14 protein-coding genes, 1 pseudogene and 2 riboswitches are annotated in these 20,175 nt (G+C 73.9%); of the genes and pseudogenes, 10 read left to right on the forward strand and 5 right to left on the reverse strand.

Going from position 1 to position 20,175, the window contains the following annotated elements; all coding sequences use genetic code 11:
* Positions 1-168: 168 nt before the first annotated feature.
* The 3 genes and pseudogenes from aceA to ACZ7KX_RS22180 form a co-directional block, all read left to right on the forward strand.
* Entirely contained in the window at positions 169-1,461 is a 1,293-nt protein-coding gene (gene aceA, locus ACZ7KX_RS22170; protein ID WP_470327935.1) for an isocitrate lyase, read from the forward strand.
* A gap of 109 nt (positions 1,462-1,570) precedes the next feature.
* Entirely contained in the window at positions 1,571-3,181 is a 1,611-nt protein-coding gene (aceB, locus tag ACZ7KX_RS22175) for a malate synthase A (RefSeq protein ID WP_470327936.1), read from the forward strand.
* Positions 3,182-3,208: 27 nt separating this feature from the next.
* Positions 3,209-4,072: pseudogene (locus ACZ7KX_RS22180) on the forward strand (3-hydroxybutyryl-CoA dehydrogenase); the annotation flags it as partial.
* 81 nt (positions 4,073-4,153) lie between these two features.
* On the opposite strand, the gene ACZ7KX_RS22185 reads toward ACZ7KX_RS22180, so the two are convergent.
* Positions 4,154-4,945 (reverse strand): AraC family transcriptional regulator, encoded by a 792-nt coding sequence (locus ACZ7KX_RS22185; protein ID WP_470327937.1) that lies wholly within the window; start codon positions 4,943-4,945, stop codon positions 4,154-4,156.
* Between the two features lie 56 nt (positions 4,946-5,001).
* Between ACZ7KX_RS22185 and ACZ7KX_RS22190 the strand changes: the two genes are divergently transcribed.
* The gene (locus tag ACZ7KX_RS22190; protein ID WP_470327938.1) at positions 5,002-5,601 is read left to right on the forward strand and encodes a class I SAM-dependent methyltransferase; all 600 of its coding nucleotides are present in this window, start codon (positions 5,002-5,004) and stop codon (positions 5,599-5,601) included.
* Between the two features lie 125 nt (positions 5,602-5,726).
* Here the strand turns inward: ACZ7KX_RS22190 and metE are convergent, their stop codons facing one another.
* A complete protein-coding gene (gene metE / locus ACZ7KX_RS22195) occupies positions 5,727-8,042 on the reverse strand; it encodes a 5-methyltetrahydropteroyltriglutamate--homocysteine S-methyltransferase (RefSeq protein ID WP_470327939.1) in 2,316 nt (771 codons plus the stop codon).
* 163 nt (positions 8,043-8,205) lie between these two features.
* A riboswitch (cobalamin riboswitch) is annotated at positions 8,206-8,427 on the reverse strand.
* 209 nt (positions 8,428-8,636) lie between these two features.
* Positions 8,637-8,815: riboswitch (M-box (ykoK) riboswitch) on the forward strand.
* 312 nt (positions 8,816-9,127) lie between these two features.
* Here metE and ACZ7KX_RS22200 point away from each other — a divergent pair.
* The 3 genes from ACZ7KX_RS22200 to ACZ7KX_RS22210 all read left to right on the forward strand — a co-directional run bounded on the left by ACZ7KX_RS22200 (position 9,128) and on the right by ACZ7KX_RS22210 (position 12,981).
* The gene (locus ACZ7KX_RS22200) at positions 9,128-10,495 is read left to right on the forward strand and encodes a magnesium transporter MgtE N-terminal domain-containing protein (protein WP_470327940.1); all 1,368 of its coding nucleotides are present in this window, start codon (positions 9,128-9,130) and stop codon (positions 10,493-10,495) included.
* Positions 10,492-11,832 (forward strand): NRAMP family divalent metal transporter, encoded by a 1,341-nt coding sequence (locus ACZ7KX_RS22205; RefSeq protein WP_470327941.1) that lies wholly within the window; start codon positions 10,492-10,494, stop codon positions 11,830-11,832. The genes ACZ7KX_RS22200 and ACZ7KX_RS22205 overlap by 4 nt, the downstream gene beginning before the upstream one ends.
* 549 nt (positions 11,833-12,381) lie before the next feature.
* Positions 12,382-12,981 carry a hypothetical protein gene (locus tag ACZ7KX_RS22210; protein ID WP_470327942.1) on the forward strand — a complete coding sequence of 200 codons (600 nt, stop codon included), beginning with the start codon at positions 12,382-12,384 and terminating at the stop codon, positions 12,979-12,981.
* Positions 12,982-13,066: 85 nt separating this feature from the next.
* On the opposite strand, the gene ACZ7KX_RS22215 is transcribed toward ACZ7KX_RS22210, so the two are convergent.
* A complete protein-coding gene (locus tag ACZ7KX_RS22215; RefSeq protein ID WP_470327943.1) occupies positions 13,067-13,624 on the reverse strand; it encodes a TetR/AcrR family transcriptional regulator in 558 nt (185 codons plus the stop codon).
* Between the two features lie 98 nt (positions 13,625-13,722).
* Between ACZ7KX_RS22215 and ACZ7KX_RS22220 the strand changes: the two genes are divergently transcribed.
* Positions 13,723-14,319: a DUF2867 domain-containing protein gene (locus tag ACZ7KX_RS22220; RefSeq protein WP_470327944.1), complete on the forward strand. Its 597-nt coding sequence runs from the start codon at positions 13,723-13,725 to the stop codon at positions 14,317-14,319.
* 63 nt (positions 14,320-14,382) lie between these two features.
* Here the strand turns inward: ACZ7KX_RS22220 and ACZ7KX_RS22225 are convergent, their stop codons facing one another.
* The gene (locus ACZ7KX_RS22225) at positions 14,383-15,462 is read right to left on the reverse strand and encodes an inosamine-phosphate amidinotransferase 1 (protein ID WP_470327945.1); all 1,080 of its coding nucleotides are present in this window, start codon (positions 15,460-15,462) and stop codon (positions 14,383-14,385) included.
* 353 nt (positions 15,463-15,815) lie between these two features.
* Entirely contained in the window at positions 15,816-17,534 is a 1,719-nt protein-coding gene (locus ACZ7KX_RS22230; protein ID WP_470327946.1) for an ATP-binding cassette domain-containing protein, read from the reverse strand.
* A 386-nt stretch (positions 17,535-17,920) separates the two neighbouring features.
* Between ACZ7KX_RS22230 and ACZ7KX_RS22235 the strand changes: the two genes are divergently transcribed.
* Positions 17,921-18,928, forward strand: a complete 1,008-nt coding sequence (locus tag ACZ7KX_RS22235; RefSeq protein WP_470327947.1) for an HpcH/HpaI aldolase/citrate lyase family protein — start codon at positions 17,921-17,923, stop codon at positions 18,926-18,928.
* Positions 18,929-18,930: 2 nt separating this feature from the next.
* Positions 18,931-20,166, forward strand: a complete 1,236-nt coding sequence (locus ACZ7KX_RS22240) for an aminotransferase class I/II-fold pyridoxal phosphate-dependent enzyme (RefSeq protein WP_470327948.1) — start codon at positions 18,931-18,933, stop codon at positions 20,164-20,166.
* Positions 20,167-20,175 lie beyond the last annotated feature (9 nt).

The raw sequence follows: 20,175 nt of genomic DNA on the forward strand, positions 1-20,175 counted from the left end.
AGGTGCGCAGGACAGCAGCGGAACACCAGGTCGGTCGCGGCCGGGGAGGCTGTCCGGGCGTCCACGTCCTGCGGTGTTCCACCGCCGCCCGGCACCCCCGGCCGCCCACTCGCCCTCGCGGTGAGGTGCGTCACATCCTTCGCAACGAGCACCCTGGGGAGCAGACCCATGACTCAGTCGGTTCGGCAGCAGCAGGAGCAGCAGGCGGCGGAGCTCGCCGCCCGGTGGGCCTCCGACCCCCGGTGGGCCGGCATCGAGCGCAGCTACACGTCGGCCGACGTGGTGCGACTGTCCGGCACGGTGCGCGAGGCGCACACCCTGGCCCGGCGCGGCGCCGAGCGCCTGTGGCGGCAGCTGCACGAGCAGGACTACGTCCACGCGCTCGGCGCGCTGACCGGCGGCCAGGCCGTGCAGATGGTGAAGGCCGGGCTGCAGGCGATCTACCTGTCCGGCTGGCAGGTCGCGGCCGACGCCAACCAGGCCGGGCAGACGTACCCGGACCAGAGCCTCTACCCCGCCGACTCGGTGCCTCAGGTGGTGCGTCGGATCAACAACGCCCTGCTGCGCGCCGACGGGATCGACGCCGCCGAGGGCAACGACGGGCCGGACTGGCTGGTGCCGATCGTGGCCGACGCCGAGGCCGGATTCGGCGGCCCGCTGAACGCCTTCGAGCTCACCAGGGGCATGATCGCGGCCGGCGCGGCGGGCATCCACTACGAGGACCAGCTGGCCTCCGAGAAGAAGTGCGGCCACCTCGGCGGCAAGGTGCTCGTGCCCACCGCCCAGCACGTCCGCACCCTCAACTCCGCCCGGCTGGCCGCCGACATCGCGGACGTGCCGACCCTGATCGTCGCCCGCACCGACGCGCTCGCCGCCAACCTGCTGACCAGCGACGTCGACGAGCGCGACGCCCGGTTCTGCACCGGCGAGCGCACCGCCGAGGGCTTCTACCGGGTCGAGCCGGGCATGGCGCCGGTCATCTCCCGCGGCCTCGCCTTCGCCCCGTACGCGGACCTGCTGTGGGTGGAGACCGGCACCCCGGACCTCGACCAGGCCCGCGAGTTCGCCGAGGCGATCAAGGCCGAGCAGCCGGACAAGATGCTCGCCTACAACTGCTCGCCGTCCTTCAACTGGAAGGCCGCCCTGGACGACGACCGGATCGCCAAGTTCCAGCGGGAGTTGGGCGCGATGGGCTACCGCTTCCAGTTCATCACGCTGGCCGGCTTCCACGCGCTCAACCACTCGATGTTCCAGCTGGCCCGCGGCTACGCCGAGCACGGCATGACGGCCTACGTCGACCTCCAGGAGGCCGAGTTCGCGGCCGTGCCGGACGGCTACACCGCCGTGAGGCACCAGCGCGAGGTGGGCACCGGCTGGTTCGACCTGGTCTCCACCGCGCTCAACCCGAACGCCGAGACCCTGGCGCTCACCGGCTCCACCGAGGCCGAGCAGTTCCACTGAGCCACCCCGGCGGCCTCGTTGGGGACGAGGCCGCCTTCCACCCCGCAGCCCGGGGCCTCGTTGAGGGACGAGGCCCCGGGCGCCTCCCACCCGCCTCCTGGAGAACCGGATGAGCCAGCCCAGCCGCATCGAGATCCTCGGCGCACCCGAGGACCGCTTCGACGAGATCCTCACCACCGAGGCCCTCGCCTTCCTCGCCCGCCTGCACGACCGGTTCGCGGAACGTCGCACCGAACTGCTCGACGAACGCGACCGCCGCGCCGCCGCGTCGGCCGCGGGTGGCACGCCGGACTTCCTCCCGGAGACCCGCGCCGTCCGGGAGGACCGCACCTGGCGGGTGGCCGGTGCGGGCCCCGGCCTGCACGACCGCCGGGTGGAGATCACCGGCCCGCCCGAGCGGCGGATGACCGTCAACGCCCTCAACTCCGGTGCGAAGGTGTGGCTCGCGGACTTCGAGGACGCCACCTCCCCCACCTGGCACAACCTCGTCACCGGCCAGCTCAACCTGCTGGACGCGGTCGAGCGCCGCATCGACGACACCACCCCGGAGGGCAAGCGCTACTACATCGGGGACGACCCGGCCACCATCGTGGTCCGTCCGCGCGGCTGGCACCTCGACGAACGGCACCTGCTGATCGACGGCCGCCCGGCCGTCGGCGCACTGGTCGACTTCGGCCTCTACCTCTTCCACTGCGGGCGCCCGCAGATCGCGGCCGGTTCCGGCGCGTACTTCTACCTGCCCAAGCTGGAGAACCACCGCGAGGCCCGGCTCTGGAACGATGTCCTCACCTTCGCCCAGGCCGAGTTGGGCATCCCGCACGGGACGATCCGCGTCACCGTCCTGATCGAGACCATCACCGCCGCCTTCGAGATGGACGAGATCCTCTACGAGCTGCGCGAGCACGCCGCCGGCCTCAACGCCGGCCGCTGGGACTACCTGTTCAGCCTGATCAAGAACTTCGCCCGCCACGGCCCGCGCTACGTCCTGCCCGACCGCGCCACCCTCACCATGACCCAGCCGTTCATGCGCGCCTACACCGACCTGCTGGTGCGCACCTGCCACCGGCGCGGCGCCCACGCCATCGGCGGGATGGCCGCCGCGATCCCACAGCGCGACCCGGCGGCCGACGAAGTGGCCCTGACGAAGGTCCGGGCCGACAAGGAGCGGGAGGCCGGCGACGGCTTCGACGGCTCCTGGGTCGCTCACCCGGGCCTGGTCGACACCTGCCGCACCGCCTTCGACGCCGTCCTCGGCGACCGCCCGAACCAGCTCGACCGCACCCGCGAGGACGTCGAGGTCACCGCCGCCGACCTGCTCGGCGTCCAGCGGCTCACGGCCGGCCTGCCCACCGAACAGGGCCTGCGCTCCAACGTCGCCGTCGCCCTGCGCTACCTGGTCGCCTGGCTGGACGGCTCCGGCGCGGTCGCCGTCTTCGGCCTGATGGAGGACGTCGCCACCGCCGAGATCGCCCGCTGCCAGATCTGGCAGTGGCAGCACCACTGCACCCGGCTGACCGGCGGCTCGCTCGCCACGCCCGACCTCGTGCGGCGGCTGATCGACCGCGAGCGGGCCGCCCTGCTCGCCGAGGGCACCGACCCGCTGCTGGTGGACGACGCGGTGCGCATCCTGGCGGACACCGCGCTCGGCGCGCAGCTGCCCGCCTTCCTCACCACCAGGGCCTACGCCCGCCACCTCGTGCGGATCCGCACCGCGGCCTGAGCCGCCCGACCACGGAGGAACCGCACCATGAACGACCTACGCCGCGTCGCGATCGTCGGCGCCGGACAGATGGGCTCCGGCATCGCCGAAGTCTTCGCCCGCGCCGGGCTCGACACCGTCGTCTGCGAGAACGGCCGGGACGCCCTGCGCGCCGCCCGCAGCCGGATCGACCGCTCCCTGCACCGCGCCGTCGACCGCGGCCGGATCAGCGACCAGCAGCGCACCGACGCCTGGGCACACCTGCTGTTCGCCGACGACCCGGAGGCGCTCGCCGACCGCCGGCTGGTCGTCGAGGCCGTCGTCGAGGACGAACGGGTCAAGACCGAGGTGCTCACCACCCTCGACAAGGTCCTCGTCGCCGACGACGCCGTCCTGGCCACCAACACCTCGGCCATCCCCGTCACCCGGCTCGGCATCGCCACCGGCCGGGCCTCCCACGTCCTCGGCCTGCACTTCTTCAACCCCGCGCCGGTGATGCCGCTGGTCGAACTGGTCACCTCGCTGCACACCGACCCCGCCGTGGTCGGCCGGGTCGAGGCCTTCGCCCGGGACGTCCTCGGCAAGCACGTCGTCCGCTCCCGCGACCGCGCCGGCTTCGTCGTCAACGCGCTGCTCGTGCCCTACCTGCTGTCCGCGATCCGGATGGCCGAAGCCGGCCACGCCACCCCCGAGGACATCGACGCCGGCATGGTCCACGGCTGCGCCCACCCGATGGGGCCGCTCGCCCTCGCCGACCTCATCGGCCTGGACACCGTCGAGGCGATCGCCCGGTCGATGTACGACGAGTACAAGGAGCCGCTGTACGCCCCGCCGCCGCTGCTCTCCCGGATGGTCGAGGCGGGACTGCTCGGCCGCAAGAGCGGGCGCGGGTTCCACGCCCACCGCACGGGATCGAGCGTCGGCGGTGCCGGGCCGGGCCGGCGGCGAGCCCCACCGGCGGCGGGTGCGGGCGCGGGTACGGGCTCTGCGGGCTCAGACCGCGGGCGGGCCGCCGTGGAAGTAGCTGCCGGGGGTGAGGCCGGTCTCCCGGACGAAGGCGGCGACGAAGGCGCTGGGTGTCGCGTAGCCGACGCGGCCCGCGACCCTGCTGACGGGCTCTCCCCGGGCGAGGTGGCCGAGGGCCGCGCGCAGCCGGACGGCGGTGCGCCAGCGGGCGAACGTGAGGCCGGTGTCGGCGGCGAACGCGCGGGCCAGGGTCCGTGCGCTGGAGCCGACCTGACGCCCCCACTCGGCGAGGGTCCGCGGGTCGGCCGGGTCCGCGACCAGGGCGCGGGCGACGTCCAGGGCCCGGGGATCGGCGGGCATCGGCACCTCGATCGAACGGGCGGCGACCGGCGCCAGGTTGTCGATCAGGACGGCCTGGGCCCGGGCCCGGTGCTCCGGGGCGAGGGCGGCCCCGGCCAGGTGGTCGATCAGGACGGCGACCAGCGGACCCACCGCCACCGGCTGGGGCAGTGACCAGCCGGGCAGCCCGGGCCCCCGGGTGATGTTCAGGCTGCGCATGGCGGTGCTCGCCAGGGCGGCGGTCTGGTGCGCGGTGCCGGCCGGGATCCACAGCGCCCGGGTCGGCGGCAGGATCCACTCGCCGTCCTCGGTCGACACGGTCAGCACACCGTTGCGGGCCCAGACGACCTGGTGGGTGTCGTGCCGGTGGGTGCCGAACCGGTTGCCCGGCGCCAGGTCGTAGGCACGCACCACGATCGCGGCGGCCACCTGGTCCACGGTGCCCGGTGGACCGGCCGGAGGTTGTCCGTTTGGCGACATGATCTGGGAGCGTACGCGGTGGTGCCCCACCCGCGTCCTTTCCTAGCCTCTGGGGCATGAACCTCAACCACGCACGGGTGTGCACCAGCCCCGAATGGGCCCGGACGTTGCAGACCTCGGTGTTGCCCACGGTGACGGCCGGGGCCGAGTTGGGCACGGTGATGCTGGAGGTCGGCCCCGGCCCCGGTGCGGCCACCGACTGGCTGCGGCACCGCGTCGAACGGCTCGTCGCCGTCGAGTACGAGCAGCCCGCCGCCGAGGCCCTCGCGGCCCGCTTCGCCGGCACCAACGTCGAGGTCCTGCACGGCGACGCCACCGCGCTGTCCTTCGCCGACGACACCTTCGACTCGGTGGCCTGCTTCACGATGCTGCACCACGTCCCCGCCCGGGCACTGCAGGACCGGCTGCTCGCCGAGGTCCTGCGGGTGCTGCGCCCCGGCGGCGTGCTGGTGGGCTCGGACAGCCTGCCCGGCGACGGGTTGCACCACTTCCACGAGGGCGACACCTACAACCCGGTGGAGCCGGCCGCCTTCCTGACGCGGTTGCAGACGCTGGGCTTCGAGGACCTGACCATCGGGGTGGGGGGACGGTTGACCTTCGTCGCCCACAAGCCCCGAGCCGCAGCCGAGGACGGCGGTGTGATCGGCGCCCGCTGACCGGCTTTCGGACGCACGGGGGTTCGCCCGGTCGGGGGCCCCGACGGAAGGTCCGCCGGGGCCGTGAGCCGCCGGCTGCGGGCGCGCGGCTACGGGCGCGCGACCTGCGGCTCCCCGGCGGACGGTCAGTCGGCGATGTCCTCGCGCAGCCTGCGGGCCGCAGCGACCAGGCTGTCCAGGGAGGCGCGGGTCTCGGTCCACCCACGGGTCTTCAGACCGCAGTCGGGGTTCACCCAGAGGCGCTCGGCCGGAATGGCCGCGAGCCCTGCGCGCAGCAGGGACACGACCTCGTCGGTGCTCGGCACGCGCGGGGAGTGGATGTCCCACACCCCGGGCCCGACCTCGCGCGGGTACCCGGCCCCGGCCAGCTCCCCGGCGACCTCCATGCGGGAGCGGGTCGCCTCCAGGGAGATGACGTCCGCGTCGAGCTCGTCGATCGCCGTCATGATCGCGCCGAACTCGGCGTAGCACATGTGGGTGTGGACCTGGGTGTCGGCGCGAACGCCGGAGGTGGCGAGGCGGAAGGCCTCGGTGGCCCAGTCCAGGTACGCCGGGCGGTCGGCGGCCCGCAGCGGGAGGGTCTCGCGCAGGGCGGGCTCGTCGACCTGGACTACGGCGGCGCCGACGGCCTCCAGGTCGGTGACCTCGTCGCGCAGCGCGAGGGCGACCTGGCGGGCGGTGTCGGCGAGCGGCTGGTCGTCGCGGACGAAGGACCAGGCGAGCATGGTGACCGGGCCGGTGAGCATGCCCTTGACCGGGCGGTCGGTCAGGCCCTGCGCGTAGCCGAACCAGTCGACGGTCATCGGGTGCGGTCGGGAGATGTCCCCGGCGAGGACCGGCGGGCGCACGTAACGGGTGCCGTAGGACTGCACCCAGCCGTGCCGGGTGGCGAGGTAGCCGGTGAGCTGCTCGGCGAAGTACTGCACCATGTCGTTGCGCTCGGGCTCGCCGTGGACGAGGACGTCGAGGCCGGCCTTCTCCTGGTAGGCGATGACCTCGCGGACCTCGGCCTCCATCCGCTCCCGGTACGCGGCCGCGTCGATCCGGCCCGCCGTCAGATCGGCCCGGGCGAGGCGCAGTTCGGTGGTCTGCGGGAAGGAGCCGATCGTGGTGGTGGGCAGCAGCGGCAGGCCGAGCCGGGCGCGCTGGGCGGCGGCCCGCACGGGGTAGGGCTGGGCGCGGCGGGTGTCGGCCGCGCCGACGGCGGCGGCCCGGGCACGGACGGCCGGGTCGCGGGTGATCGGGGAGCCGGCGCGGGTGGCCAGGTCGGCGCGGTTGGCGGCGAGTCGGGCGGTGATCGCGCCGGCGCCCTCGCGCAGGCCGCGGGCCAGCAGCGCCACCTCGGCGGCCTTCTGCTTGGCGAAGGCGAGCCAGCGGGCGATCTGCGGGTCGATGTCCCGCTCGGCGGTGGCGTCGATCGGCACGTGCAGCAGCGAGCAGGACGGCGCGACGTCGACGCGGTCGGCGAGCCCGAGCAGGGTCGCCAGGGTGGCCAGCGACTTCTCCAGGTCGTTGATCCAGACGTTGCGCCCGTCGACCACGCCCGCGACCAGCCGCTTGCCGGGCAGGCCGCCGGCGGCGGCGAGGTCGTCCAGGTTGCCGGCGGCGGTCCCGGTGAAGTCCAGCGCCAGGCCCTCGACCGGGGCCTTGGCGAGCACGGGCAGGGCGTCGCCGAGGCGGTCGAAGTAGCTCGCCACCAGGAGCTTCGGCCGGTCGGTGAGGCCGCCCAGCTCGCGGTAGGCACGGGCGGCGGCGTTCAACTCGGCCGGGGTGCGGTCCTGTACCAGCGCCGGCTCGTCCAACTGCACCCACTCGGCACCGGCCGCCTTGAGGTCGGCGAGCAGCTGCGCATAGACGGGCAGCAGCCGGTCCAGCAGGCTGATCGGCTGGAAGTCGGCGGCGACGCCGGGCGCGGGCTTGGCGAGCAGCAGGTAGGTGACCGGGCCGACCAGGACCGGCCGGGCCTCGTGGCCGAGCGCCAGCGCCTCGGCCAGTTCGCCGACGGCCTTGGCCGGGTTCGCCACGAAGACCGTGCCCGGCCCCAACTCCGGTACCAGGTAGTGGTAGTTGGTGTCGAACCACTTGGTCATCTCCAGCGGAGCGACATCCTGGGTGCCGCGCGCCATGGCGAAGTACCCGGCCAGCGCGTCGGCCTCGACCGCGTCCCGGTGCCGGGCCGGGATCGCGCCGACGGCGACCGTGGTGTCCAGCACGTGGTCGTAGAGCGAGAAGTCACCGGTCGGGACCTCCTCGATGCCGGCATCGGCGAGCTGCTGCCAGTTCCCCCGGCGCAGGTCGGCGGCCGTGGCCAGCAGCGCCCCGGCGGTGACCGCGCCCTTCCAGTACCCCTCGACGGCCTTCTTGAGCTCCCGGCCCCGGCCCTGGCGGGGGTAGCCGTACGCGGTGGCGAGGGTCGCCGCGGCTGCGGACTTCGTGGTCAAGGGACTCTCCTTCGCGAGTCTTGCTCCTCGGGTGCCCGGGGACGGCACGAGGGCGCGAAGGGATGACGAACCGGGCAGCGGCCGCCGCGCAACGCACGGCCCGATCTGCCCGGTATGGTCGCCGACCCGCCCACGAGGTCACCGGATGGCCGCGCGCGGATGGTCCGCGGGCGGGCAGCGGGCAGGTCTTCGGACTCGCGGGCACACCCACCCTGTGAAGGGCGGACACCTACTGGCCGTCGCTTCCCAGGCCCTCCCGGGCCCAGTGCGTATGACGGCGGTCGTTCCCGCTCACCGCTGCGGGGCAGTCCCGGATTCCCACCGGGTTCCCTCTTGCGACGCGCCTGCCTGGTGGACAGGGCGAACCAGCTGCCCGGTCAGCTTAGGGGCAAACCGCCGGGGCGGGCGCACAAATCCCGTCGGGCGTCCGGATGATGAGACCCCGTCACGGACCGGTGCGCCCGCGCACGGAACCGTCCGGAACCGGGCCCCGGGCCGCGCCCGGCGGCTCCCCCGCAGGTCAGCGCGGGGTCAAGGTCCGGTCAAGGGTTTCGCCGGACGCGCGGCGGGGGCCTATCCTGGGGCCGATTCATACAGACACCTCGTTCGGTGAGGCGTCTTCACGGACACAGGCCACTGATCCCACCCGTCGAGAGACGCTCCGGATCAGGACAGGTCTCCCCGGCCCAAGGGGTGACCCCAAGTGGCTTCCCGTCGCTCGCGACCAGGGACACGCCGTGGAGTGCCAAAGCTCTGACGAGTGGGGGTGCACCCGGCGGTGACGCCGGTCTCCCCCTGCCGTGCCGCCGCGACGCCGATGCGCGGCCGAGATCGGGAGGGAGGCGTGATGGACGGAAGTCCTGGCCATAGTCGGCCCATTCCCGCGCTGTCCTCGCCGTCCTTCCGCCGTCCGAGGCGCCCCCTCCTGCCCTGACCGACCCGGTCCGGCCCCGCCCTGCCCTCCCGCCCCGCGCGGGACGCCTCGGCGTGCGCCCGGAACCGCCCGTGCGGTCGGGGCGCGCGGTGGCGTGCCCGTCGGGCGGCCCGCATGCCCCGAACCGTCCGGGGCGAGGGGGTCCTTCCTCGTGGCTGCCACCACCCTGTTCACGTCCGCCACGGCCCGGCTGCGCGACCGCACGGTCGACGCCGAGCACCGCACCACGGTCTCCCGGGCCGTGCGTTCCTCCCTGGTCTCGCTCGCCGGGCTGATCGGCGGCCCGGTCGCCAACCAGGCCGGCGAGGAGATGGGCCGGGTCGTCGACGTGGTCGCCCGGCTCTACGGGCCGGAGCCCTACCCGCCCGTCACCGGCCTGATCATCCGGATAGGCCGCCGCCGCGCCTTCATCGCCGCCGACGCCGTCGACCGGATCCTGACCGGCCGGGTACGGCTGCGCACCGCCCGGGTGGACCTCCGGGAGTTCAACCGCAGGCCGGGTGAGGTGCTGCTCGCCCGCGACGTGCTGGACCATCAACTCGTCGACGTCGACGGCGTGCAGGTCACCCGCGCCGCCGACCTCTACCTGGCCCCGCTGGCGGCCCGCACCGTCCTGGTCGGCGTCGACGTCTCCCTGCCCACCCTGCTGCGCCGCCTCGGCCCGCGCCGCTGGCAGGTCCGCCCGACCCCGGAGCGCGTCCTGGACTGGCAGTCCGTCGCACCGTTCGGCGAGCAGGCCACCCACGGGCCCGCCGAGGTGCGGCTGCGCGCCTCCCGTTCCGCGCTGCACCGGCTGCGCCCGGCCGACCTCGCCGACATCCTGGAGGACCTCGGCCGCCACGAACGCCAGCAGCTGCTCGGCTGGTTGGAGCCCGAGCAGGCCGCCGACGCCCTGGAGGAGATGGAGCCCGCCGAGCTGGAGAACCTGCTCCGCGAGGCCCCGCCCGAGCACGCCGCCCGGCTGGTCGACGAGATGGAGCCCGACGAGGCCGCCGACGCCCTGCGCGACCTCGACCCCGGCGAGCGCGAGAACCTGCTCGCCCGGATGACCGCCCCGGGGGCCGCCGAGCTGCGCGCCCTGCTCACCCACCGCGAGGGCACCGCGGGCGGCGCGATGACCACCCTGCTGGTCACCGCCCGCCCCGCGCACACCGTCGCCCGGGTACGGGCGGAGCTCGCCGCGCAGGCCGACCACCGCACCGACATCGACGCGGTGGCCGTGCTGGACGACGACGGCCGACTGCTCGGCGACCTCCCCCTGTTCGACCTGGCCGTCGCGGAGGACACCACGGTGGTCGCCGATCTGGTGGCCTGGCTGGCCCAGTTCGGCCCGCCGGTGACCGTCCCGCCCGACACCCGGCTCGCCGAGGCCGCGGATCGCCTGATCGCGGCCCGGGCCACCTCGCTGCTGGTGGTCGACCACACCGGCCGCCCGCTCGGCCGCGTCCTGGCCGACGACATCCTCGACACGCTGCTGCCCGAGCGCGGGCGCCTGCACTTCCGGAGGCTCCTCAAGTGACCCGCGACCTCGACACCCGCCCGGACGGCGGCACCCGGCCGAACGGCGGCACCCGGCCGGACGGCGCGCACCCGGCCCCGGCGCCGTCCGCCCCGGCCCGCCGCCGGGGCATCCGCCGGCTGGCCGCCGTCGCGATGATCGCCGGCCCCGGCCTGGTCGCCGCCAACGCGGGCAACGACGCCGCCGGCATCGCGACGTACGCCAGCGCCGGCTCCCAGTTCACGTACGGCACGCTGTTCTTCATGGTGCTGGTCACCGTCGCCCTGGTGATGGTGCAGGAGATGGCGGTCCGCCTCGGCGCCCACACCGGCAAGGGGCTGGGCGCGCTGATCCGCGAGCAGTTCAGCCTGCGCCTGACCGCCCTGGCGGTGTTCTGCCTGCTGCTGGCCAACACCGGCCTGGTGGTCAGCGAGTTCGCCGGGATCGGCGCGGCGTTCGAGCTGCTCGGCGTGCCCAAGTGGGCGGTCGTCCCGCCCGCCGCCGTGCTGCTCTGGTCGCTGGTGCTGTTCGGCTCCTACAAGTGGGCCGAGCGCATCTTCCTGATCATGTCATTGGCGTTCTTCGCCTACCCCGTCGCCATGGTGCTCGGCAGCCCCGACTGGGGGCGGGTGGGCGAGCACCTGGTCGTCCCACACCTGGAGCCCGGCAAGGACTTCATCCTGCTGGCCGTCGCGCTGATCGGCACCACCGTCAGCCCCTACATGCAGTTCTACGCCGCCGCCGGGGTCGTCGACCGCGGTGCCAAGCCCGCCGACTACAAGCTGATCCGGGCCGACGCCGTGCTCGGCGCCGTGTTCGCCTGCGTGATCAGCCTGACCATCATCATCGCCACCGCCTCGGCGATCGGCGGCAGCGGCCCCCTGGAGTCCGCCGCGCAGGCCGCCGAGGCCCTGAAGCCGGTCGCCGGGCACGGCGCCGAGCTGCTGTTCGCCTTCGGTCTGATCGGGGCCTCCGCCCTGGCCGGCGCCGTGGTGCCGCTCTCGGCCAGCTACGCCGTCGGCGAGGCGGCCGGCGTCGAGCGCTCGGTCTCCCGCAGCTTCCGCGACGCGCCGTTGTTCCTCGGGGTGTTCACCGCCCAGATCGCCCTGGGCGCCGTGGTCGCGCTGACCCCGGTGGACGTCATCCAGCTGCTGATCGGCACCCAGGTCCTGCAGGGCCTGATCAGCCCGATCGTCCTGGTCTACCTGCTCGTGCTGACCAACCGCCGGGCCGTCCTCGGCGAGGCCGCCAACGGTCCGCGCTACCGCATCGCGGCCACCGCCGTGGTCGTCGGCGTGGCCGCCATGTCGACGATCCTGCTCGCCCAGACCGTCCTCGGCTGGTTCGGCCTCGGCTGAGCCGGCCCGCGCGGGCCCCGGTCGTCAGCGGCCGGCGGCGGGCCGCCGGACCCCGCCGCGAAGACTCCGACGGATTGTCATGACTGAAACACCGTCCGGCCGGGCATAACGAGGACAGCCCACCGACGGGCCCAGCCGACGCTCCCCCACGAGCACGGCCGGGCCCTTGGCCGGCGCCCGGGCCTGGATGCGACTCCCCCCACGGAGTGGCAACCAGGCCCGCATGGTGTTCAACCAGCGATACGCAGCGTACATGCCATATCCACTCAACGCTACCGCGCTGCACACCTTGGCATCCGGTGACCTCGCCGACGCGCCCGATCGAGCCGACGGGCGTTGCGAGCCGCGGACCGGATCGGCCCCACCGGATCACGAAGCGGGCACGACCCGGGCACGAAGCGGGCACGACCCGGGCACGATGCGGGCACGACGTCGGCGCGACACCACCGTGCTAGAACCGACGCCGGGCCGCAACTCCCTTTGCCCGCGCGGCACTCCGCGTACCGCGCCCCGCCCCACGCCCCTTCCGGCCACCATCCTGGGAGAGCCATGTCGACTGCCGCACGCATCCGCCCCGCACGCCTCCTTGCCGGCGCACTGGCCGCCGCCCTCGCCCTGCTGCTCCCCGGCACGGCCGGGACGACCCCCGCGAGCGCCGCCACCACCGGGCTGGACGGCTCCTGGGCCTGCACCGTCCCGTCCGGGTACGTCTACGACCAGGTGTCGATGAACCGCTCCTGCAGCGGCGGCGGGAGCTGGAACTCGCCGCAGTTCCACCTGCGCACCCCCGTCGACGGTCTGACGGCCTGTGTCAGCGCGCCCGGCTTCGTCTACGACCAGATCACCTGGGGGCTCGCCTGCAGCCAGCAGAGCGGCGTCCAGTCCAACCAGTACCACCTGCGCACGCCGGTCGACGGTCTCACGGCCTGCGTCGGCACCCCGGCGTTCACCTACGACCGGATCACCTGGGGCCTGTCCTGCAGCCTCCAGCAGGGCGTGCAGTCCAACGCCTTCCACCTCCGCACGCCGGTGAACGGCCTCTGGGCCTGTGACGTCCCCAAGGGCTTCACGTACAGCACGACCACCCAGAACACCGACTGCAGCTTCTACCAGGGCGTCCCGTCCACCAAGTTCCTCCTGCTCGGCTGAGCGGGACCGCGGCGCAGCGCGGGAGCGGGAGGCCGGCCGGGCCGGCGTCCCGTTCCCGTCGTCGCGCGTTCCGTCCGGTGGCGGGCTACTCCAGCAGCCGCCGCAGGATCCGCGCCATCACGTCCGCCCGGGCGTACGGGCCGTCGTCGGCGGCGTGGAGGTGGCTGCCGATGCGCAGGGTCACGGTCATCAGGCAGCGGGCCTCGACCTCCTCCTCGTCGGGGCAGAAGGAGGAGTAGAGGGAACGGAGGTACGCCATGCGGCGGTTGTCCACCCGCCGCAGGCGCTCGGCGACGGCCGCGTCCCGGCGGGCCCACTCGCGGACCGCCAGGTCGGCGGTGGTGCCCCGGACCGGCCCCTCGGAGGCGGCGACGACCGCGAACAGCCGGTGGAGCCGTGCCCTGGCGTCGCCGCCGCCGCGCTCGACCTCCTCGATCACGCCCTCGGCGACTTCGTACTCCCAGGTGTCGAGCATCTCGGAGAGGAGCGCGTCCCGGTTGCGGAAGTACCCGTAGAAGCCGCCCTTGGTGACGCCGAGGGACTGCGCGAGGACCTCCACCCGGACGGCTTCGGGGCCGCCCGCGACGAGCGCCCGCAGGCCTTCCTCGATCCACTTCTCCCGCGGCGTGCGGATCGCGCCCATGCCGTGCTCCTCCTCGTCGCGTCGAGGGCGAGTATACGGCAGCGTATAAATGACCCTATGCTGGATCTATACGCCACCGTATAGATTGGGGTCCGGCCGTGAGACTTCCCCGAACCGCGCACACCGACCTGCCCTGGCGGATCCACGGGATCGCCCACGACTTCACGGTCGAGGACGTCTGGGACCTGCCCACCCCCGGCGGACCGGACGACTTCGACCGGCTGGTGCGCCAGTTCGCCGAGGGAATGACCGGCGGGATGCTCGGCGACAGCGCAGCCTCGCGGGCACTCTTCGCCGTCCGCCACCGGCTCGGCGCCCTGTTCCACTGGGACGAGCCCCGCCCCGGCACCCGGCCGCCGACCCTGCGCGACCGCCTCCCGGCGGACCTCCGGGACGGCCGGCGCGGCCCGGACCTCGGCACCTCCGGGTTCGCCTCCCTCTACCAACTGGACGACGAGTGGGCCGCCGAGCTGGCCAACCGGACCGTGCACGCGGTGCTGCACCTCGGCTGGGTGCCGGACGGACCGGTCGGCCACCGCGGCCGACTGGTCGTCCTGGTCAAGCCGAACGGGGCGCTCGGCACTCTCTACATGACCGCCATCAAGCCCTTCCGGCACCTCCTGGTGTACCCCGCCCTGCTGCGCTCCGTCGGCCGCACCTGGCAGGCGAACACTCCGGGTGGGAAGACGAACTGACGGTGGGACAGCAAGCCCGGCCGGCGGCGCACGGCCGCCGGTCGGGCCGCTCCCCGAACGGGGTCAGGACAGGTAGTCCTCCAGCCCGCCGTCACGCCGGATGTCCAGGGTGACGCAGTGGAAGCCGCCGCCGAGCACCCGGGAGTGCCGCAGCCGGTGCGGCAGGACGGTGATCCCGGAGTGTTCCAGCAGCTTGATCAGGCTCTCCTGGCCGGACTCGACGATCGCCGTGTCCGGGGACACCATCAGCAGGTTCATGCTGATCCAGCTCTCGCTGAGCGCGTGCTCGGGCGTGTCCCCGGTGGGCTCGGCCGGCGGGCACCACAGGATGTCCCAGCCCCGCAGCGGCTCCGGGACGGTCTCCGGGCTGATCCGCTCCGGGTTGAGCAGCACCAGCCCCGGCCGCAGCAGCGCGATGGTGCTGTCGATGTGGGTGTAGCCGTAGATGTCGCGCAGCGGGTGCAGCCGCAGGCCGCCGTCGCCGAGCAGTCCGAGGGTGGATTCGAGCCACTGCAGGCCGAGTTCGTTGCCGCTTCGGGAGACCTGGTAGAACACGTCCCGGCCGAGCCGCAGCACGTTCGCGGCGTCGAATACCGGCTCGGCCTCGCCCAGCAGCGGGAGCCCGTCCTCGTCGTACTCGAAGAGCTCGTCGCTCAACTGCGGCCGGGGGGCGGCCAGCCAGCGGGCGCCGCGGCGCAGGTAGTCCTGGAAGAGTCCGCGCAGCCCGAAGACCTCGAAGTAGCGCTGCCGCATCGGGCTCGCCACCTCGATCACCGTCTCGCCGACCACCAGGGTCAGGTCCCGCGGGCAGTAGGAGTGGAAGCCGCCGTCGGCCTTCCAGAGCGGCGAGGCGAACTCGGCCGCGTGGTCGACCGCCTCGGGCTGGTGGACGGTGACGCCGAGGCCGCGCAGGGTGGCCACCAGCGCGTCCAGGTCCTCCTCGGTCTCCTCCACGACCTGCTGCGAGTAGGGCCCGACCTCGATCGAGGCGAGGTCGGCGGCGCTGGTCTTCGGGAAGCAGGACAGCCACGAGGACGGCTCGGTCTGCTCGGGCAGCCGGGCGCCGACGGCGGTGCCGACCACGACCTCCCGCAGTGTGGTGAACTCGTCCCAGCTGTGGACCGGACGGGCCGAATTGGACATGACTCCCCCTTGACACGGGATTTAGGGACGGGCACCGCGGAGCGAGGCCCCCGGAGTGCGCGGAACCGGCCATGGACATCGGTACGGATGGACCGCCGGACTGTCTCCGGTCGAGCACGGCCTACGGGAAATCACCGGCCGGGCAGCCGAATTCGCCTTTCGACGGGCCGGGATCGACGGTCAAGCTACCCGGCCGGAAGACGGCGGCGCAAGGACCGTGATCGGCACCGCACACGCCGTCGTGACGAACCTCCGACCGATCCGTCCGTTGTTCAACTCCCTTGCCCCGGCGCCGATCAACGCTCGGCTTGCGGCCGGGACCCACCCGACCGTTCCCGCGCGGCGGACGGCGCTCACCACCGCCACGCCCGGCGGATCCGGCTCCCGCCGGCCAGGGCCAGCAGCGCCCCGCCCGCCGCGGCGACCGACGCCACCGCCAGGTTCTGCCGCTGCGCCCGGCGCCGGTCGGCGGCGGCCGCCCGCTCCGAGGCCGCCAGGAAGGCCCGCTCGACCCCGGCCGCGGCCAGCTCACCGGCCGCCACCCGCCGTCTGAGCTCCTCCAACCGGACGCCCCGGTAGAGCAGTTCCGGATCCCGGTCGGCAGCCGCCCAGCCGCGCGCGGCCGCGGTCAGCCGACGCTGCTCCCCCAGCGCCGCCTGTCCCTCCGCCAGCCACCCGCGCAGTCTCGGCCAGGCCTGCGGGAGGGCGTGGTGGGACAGCTCGACGGTGTCCCGGTCCACCACCACCAGCCGTGCCCGGACCAGCCGTTCCAGCACCTCCGGCACACCGGGATCGTCGAACTCGGCCCGGCGGACCGGCTTGCGGGTGCCCTCGTCACCGCCCGGCACCAGCTCGCCGCAGGACGCCGGCCCGTCGTCCAGCGCCATCGCGCCCGCGCCCGCTCCGGACCCGGGCAACTCCTCGCCGAGCAGCTCCCCGCCGAGCCGCAGGAACACCGCCCGCGCCCGCGCCCGGTCGGCCGCCTCCAGCCCGTTGTACAGCGACTCCGCCGTCCGGGCCAGCGCGCCCTCGAAGCCTCCCGTGGCCTGGAACCCGGCCAGGGTGAGCGCGTTGCCGCTGCGCCGCCGCCAGGTCTCCAGCAACGCCGCGGACAACAGCGGGAGCGCGCCCGGCTGTTGGGCGGCGGTCGAGATGAGGACGGCCAGCAGGGCGCCCTCGACGGTGCAGCCGGAGCGCAGCGCCGGTTCGGTGATCGCCCGCCGCAGGTCGTCCGGCGCCGGGCGCCCCACCGCCAGCACGCCGAGGCGCCCGGCGTCGGCCAGCCCCGGGTGCCCGGCGAGCAGCGGCCCGCTCTGGTCCGAGCGGACCACCAGCACCACCCGGCAGCGGGCCGGGGCCGGCACCGGCAGCCCGGCCCAGGCCTCGACCGGACCGCCCGCGGCCGTCGCCACCAGGGCGTCCAGGAAGCGCGCCCGCTCGCCGGAGTCCCGGCAGCGGGTGAGCAGTTGCTCGCCCTGGTCCACCACGAGCACCGGGTCGCCGGCCGTCGGTCCGGACGCGTCGCGCCTCGCCTCCCCGGCTCGCTGCCCGAGCCGGGCGAGCGCGAGCGCGTACGCCTCCATGGGTCGTTCGCCGGGCGTCAGCAGCGCCACCGGGACACTGCCGCCGGAGGCCGGGGCCCGCCCCGGGCCGCCGCGGGCCCCGGCCCGCCCGCCGGCCCCGCCCCGCCCGGCCGCCGCACCGACGGCCGCGCCGACTGCGGGCGAGCCGCCGAGCCGGGCCAGCAGACCGGCTCTGACCAGCGAGGACTTGCCAGCCCCGGACGGCCCGGCCACGATCACCAGACGCCGTTCGGCCAGCAGGGTGACCAGCCGGTCCAGCAGTGCCTCGCGGCCGAAGAACCGCTCGGCGTCGACCGCCTCGAAGGCCGCCGCGCCGGGGTAGGGGGCGCGCCCGGCGTCCTGGGCGCGCCGCCGGGAGGCGGCCTCGGCGGCCAGCTCTGCGGCCAGTAACTGCCACCGGTGCCGCCACTCCCGCACGTCCCCGTCGCAGGCCTGCACGTAGGCGAGGGTGACGGCGAGACTGGGCAGCCGCCGGCCTCCCGCGGCCACCGACAGACTGGCCGCCGAACAGTGCGCCCGGACGGCGAGTTGACGGTACGGCGGACTTCCGGCACGTTCCCGCAGGGCCCGCAGATCGCCTGCGAACCGCAGCAGCGGCGCGTCCCCGGGGTCCAGAGGACTTTCCCGACGCGGCACGACGTCCCCCTTCTTCGGTGAAGTGGTGTCCTGAACCTGTGCTCACGTGTCCACGCGCGTCGCACGCGGCTCGTGTCCATCCCCCGGTGATTCATCATGCACAGGACGGTTGGCGTCAAACAATGGTGCGTGCGGGTCGGTTGTTCCGAGTTGATGTTCAATGTCCAGCAGCACGGCGCCGAACAAAGCCGGTGGGATAGAACCGGGACCCGCAGCCTTCGCTGACTTCGGAGACATCCATGAAGTTCACGCGGTACTGCCGTTCCCTACTGTCCACACCCGCGATGGCGGTGGAGCGGTACACCAAGAGCCACCAGTCCGGGGCCGATATCGCCATGGTCGATCTGGAGGATTCGGTCCCACCCGCCCGGAAGGAGGAGGCCCGCCGGCTCGCCGAGGAGTTCTTCGCGCTGCCGTCGACCAAACTCGCGCGCAGCGCGGTGCGCATCAACACCCTGTCCGGCCCGGACGGTCTGCGCGACCTGATCGCCATCACCCGGTACCGCGTCAAGCCGGACCTCGTACTGGTCCCGATGGCGGAGTCGCCCCGCGACATCGAGATCGCCGCCGGGGCGCTCGGCCGGGACTGCCCGGAGACGGAGTTCCTGGCCGTCGTGGAGACGCCGCTGGGCATCGAGCACGCGCCCGCCATCGCGGCCGCCGGGCACCGGCTGCGCGGGCTGGTCTTCGGCTCGGCCGACTACGCCTTCGCGGTCGGAGCCCGGCTCTCCTGGGACGCGCTGGCCCACGCCCGCGCCCGGGTGGTCAACAGCGCCCGCGCCGCGGGGGTGGAGGCGATGGACGCGCCGTTCTTCGAGGTCACCGACCTCGCCGGGCTGCGCCGCGAGGCCGGGCTCGCCCGGGACTTCGGGTTCAGCGGCAAGATCGCCGTCCACCCGCGCCAACTCGCGCTGATCAACGAGACGTTCAGCCCGGATGAGGAGCTGCTGGCGCGCGCCCGCCGGGTGGTCGCGGCGGGTCTGGAGAACGGCCGCTCGGTCACCGTGGTGGACGGGGTGATGGTCGGCATGCCGTTCTTCGAGGCCTCGCAGCGCCTGATCGAGCAGTTCGACCCGCCGAGGCCCGCCGGCCCGACGGAACCTACCGGTTCGCCCCGGCCCCCGGATTCGCCCCGGTCGGCCGGATCGCCCCGGTCGGCCGAAAGGCAGCACCCCCAGGGCGACCGGCAGGGCCCGCCCCGGGGCCACGCGCCCACCGACACCCCGAACCACGCGACGGAGAAGTGACGATGACCGAAGAATCCATCCTCGGCCCGCGCCGGTACCGCAACGCCGAGGCCATGCTGGCCAGCGCCGATCCGGTCTGGCAGGCGGCCGCCGCCAACGGCCTGATCGGCATCACGGTGGACTCGGAGTCCAACAACCGGCTGATCGTCCGGGAGACCGGCCACGAGTTCGCCAACATGGTCTCCTGCGCGTACCTGGGCCTGAACAACCACCCCTCGGTCGCGGCCGCCGCGGTGGACGCGCTGGCCGAGTCCCGCAGCACCTGGCTGGTCACCTCCACCACCCGGATCCGGCACAACCTGCTGGTGCGCCTGGAGGAGGAGCTGGGCGAGCTGTTCGGCGCGCACATCCTGCCCGGCGCGTCCTGCACCGCGCTCACCGCCGGCATCCTGCCGCTGATCGCCTCCGGCCACCTGGACGGCGACTGTCGGAGCGGCGGCGGGCCCCGGGTGATGGTCTTCGACCGCTTCTGCCACTTCTGCATGGCGTACGTGAAGCCGATCTGCGCCGACGAGTCGCTGGTGCTGACCTGCCCGCACAACGACCTGAACTACCTGGAGGACATCTGCCGCAAGTACCCGCGGGTCGCCTACGTGGCCGACGGCGCGTACTCGATGGGCGGCGCGGCGGCCCTCGACGGCCTGCTCGAACTCCAGGACCGCTACGGGCTGTTCCTCTACATCGACGACTCCCACTCGCTGTCCATCATGGGCGAGCGCGGCGAGGGCTTCGTCCGCTCCCGGCTGCAGATGAACCCGCTGACCGTCATCGTCGCCAGCCTCGGCAAGGGCTTCGGCACCGGCGGCGGCGTCGCGATGCTCGGCAACCGCGAGCAGTTCGAGTTCCTGCACCGGCACGCCGGCCCGGTCGGCTGGTCGCAGAACGTCGCACTGCCGCTGGTCGGCGCCTCGCTGGGCAGCGCCGCCATCCACCGCTCACCCGAACTGGCCGAACTCCAGGCCAAGTTGAACCGCAACATCGACCTCTTCGACGAGCTGCTGCCGACCACCTTCGCGGGCAACGGCCTGCCGGTGCGCCGGGTCGACGTCGGCGACGCCGAGCGGGCGGTCAAGCTGTCCGCCCAGCTCTTCGAGCGCGGCTTCTACAGCTCCGCGGTGTTCTTCCCGATCGTGCCCAAGGGCGAGGCCGGCCTCCGGCTGATGATGCGCGCCGACATGGACGAGCGGCTGATCCGCGAGTTCGCCGTCCACGTCAAGGAACTCACCGCCGATCTCTAGGACTTGGGG

It is taken from the genome of Kitasatospora sp. NPDC038210 (assembly GCF_055600605.1).